The sequence below is a fragment of the Oleiphilus sp. HI0066 genome (genome assembly GCF_001635725.1).
In genome coordinates this window covers 1-1267 of sequence record NZ_LWFH01001255.1, presented here as the reverse complement: position 1 = coordinate 1267, position 1267 = coordinate 1, and the positions used below count along the sequence as shown (strand labels likewise).

Annotated in this window: 1 protein-coding gene; it reads left to right on the top strand. The window is 46.3% G+C overall.

Annotated elements, in window-relative coordinates; translation table 11 throughout:
• Positions 1-1197 (top strand): N-succinylarginine dihydrolase (gene astB / locus A3738_RS18035; RefSeq protein ID WP_082890078.1); only part of this gene is annotated, 1197 nt, incomplete at its 5' end.
• Positions 1198-1267: the final 70 nt, after the last annotated feature.

Genomic DNA, 1267 nt, shown 5'->3' with positions numbered 1-1267 from the left:
AAAATGAAAGCCTTATCCGACAAAGGATTGAAGCAAGGTATTTTATTGCCTCACCATCGCCCTGAGATTGATTTGTTACGACAACTTGGTTTCGCGGGTAGCGATGCGCAAGTGCTTGCGCGTGCAGCCAAAGAAGCTCCTGTAATTTTGGGATCGGTGTATTCTGCCTCATGCATGTGGACGGCGAATGCCGCAACGGTGTCTCCAAGTGCTGATAGCCGTGATGGACGAGTACATTTCACGGCGGCTAATTTGAACGCCAAGCTCCACCGAGCGATTGAACACAAAACAACGAGTCGTATGCTCCAAGCGATCTTTTGTAATGAGAGCTTTTTTGCGCATCATGCTGCTTTGCCTAGTGTGAGTCAGTTAGGCGACGAGGGCGCTGCAAATCACACGCGCTTTTGCTCAGAGTATGACAAGCGCGGCGTGCAACTTTTTGCATACGGTCGGACCGCATTTAATGAGTCGGAATTAAAACCTAAGCGATATCCTGCACGTCAAACTTTAGAGGCTTGCCAAGCCGTTGCACGATTGCACGAGTTAGATGATGCGAACGTTGTATACGCTCAGCAAAAGCCAAGCACGATTGATGCTGGCGTGTTTCATAACGATGTTATTTCTGTAGGAAATAGAGATGTATTTTTCTGTCATGAACAAGCTTTCTTGAATCAAGATCAGGTATTTGCTGAGTTGCAGAAAAAGCTTGGGGATACAGAGCTGAAAGTTATTTTAGTGCCTGAGAGTGAAGTTCCGCTTGCAGATGCGGTTTCTAGCTACTTGTTTAACAGTCAGCTATTAAGTATTTCGGATGACAAAATGGCCTTAGTCGTGCCATCAGAGTGCGACTCTACACCTTCAGTTGCCGCCTATTTGAAGCGTCTTGTTAAAGCGGATAATCCGATTGCAGAAGTCATGAGCTTTGATTTAAAACAAAGTATGAAAAACGGAGGTGGCCCAGCATGTCTTCGTTTGCGCGTGGCACTAAATGAAAATGAGCTAGCAGCGATTCACCCGGGTGTCCTGTTTACAGATCAACTATACGAAACGCTGATGGCATGGACCGAACGTCATTATCGCGATCAACTAGCGCAGAGCGATTTGGCTGACCCACGTCTGATTGATGAATCTAAAACTGCATTAGATGAGCTAACGCAACTACTTGGTTTACCCGCTATTTATGCGTTTCAGCATTAGGCCTGCGCGCTGACCGATCGGCACTTTGCTGTTTGGAAAAATTAGAAGCTCTTCTGTGTTCTCCACTTCA